Source organism: Streptomyces sp. AB3(2024), from assembly GCF_041862025.1.
Taxonomy (GTDB): Bacteria; Actinomycetota; Actinomycetes; order Streptomycetales; family Streptomycetaceae; genus Streptomyces.
Window position 1 is genome coordinate 1 of the sequence record NZ_JBGWAB010000316.1, and the last position, 869, is coordinate 869.

Consider the following 869-nt stretch of genomic DNA (forward strand, 5'->3'; position numbering starts at 1 on the left):
TCCGAGGCGGTGCACATCTTCCGTGAGGTGGCGGGCGAGTTCGAGAAGCCGGTGATCCTGTTCTCCGGCGGCAAGGACTCCATCGTCATGCTGCACCTGGCGCTGAAGGCGTTCGCGCCCGCGCCGGTCCCCTTCACGCTGCTGCACGTGGACACCGGCCACAACTTCCCCGAGGTCCTGGCCTACCGAGACCGCGCCGTCGCCCGGCACGGACTGCGCCTGCACGTGGCCTCCGTCCAGGAGTACATCGACGCCGGCAAGCTCCGCGAACGCCCCGACGGCGTCCGCAACCCGCTCCAGACCGTCCCCCTCACGGAGGCGATCCAGCAGCTGAAGTTCGACGCCGTCTTCGGCGGCGGCCGCCGCGACGAGGAGAAGGCCCGCGCCAAGGAACGCGTCTTCTCCCTGCGCGACGAGTTCTCCCAGTGGGACCCCCGCCGCCAGCGCCCCGAACTGTGGCAGCTCTACAACGGCCGCCACGCCCCCGGCGAACACGTCCGCGTCTTCCCGCTCTCCAACTGGACCGAGCTCGACGTGTGGCAGTACATCGACCGCGAGGACATCGAACTCCCGCAGATCTACTTCGCCCACGAACGCGAGGTCTTCCAGCGCAACGGCATGTGGCTGACCGCCGGCGAGTGGGGCGGCCCCAAGGACACCGAACCCGTGCAGAAGCGCCTGGTGCGCTACCGCACCGTCGGCGACATGTCCTGCACCGGCGCCGTCGACTCCGACGCCACCACGCTCGACGCCGTGATCGCCGAGATCGCCGTCTCCCGCCTCACCGAGCGGGGCGCGACCCGCGCCGACGACAAGCTCTCCGAAGCCGCGATGGAAGACCGCAAGCGCGAAGGGTACTTCTAACCATG

Annotated in this window: 1 protein-coding gene; it reads left to right on the plus strand. The window is 69.5% G+C overall.

The window, feature by feature from the left end; translation table 11 throughout:
- The coding region (gene cysD, locus ACEPPI_RS40540) for a sulfate adenylyltransferase subunit CysD (protein WP_373920245.1) at nucleotides 1–864 on the plus strand (864 nt) is incomplete at its 5' end.
- Nucleotides 865–869: the final 5 nt, after the last annotated feature.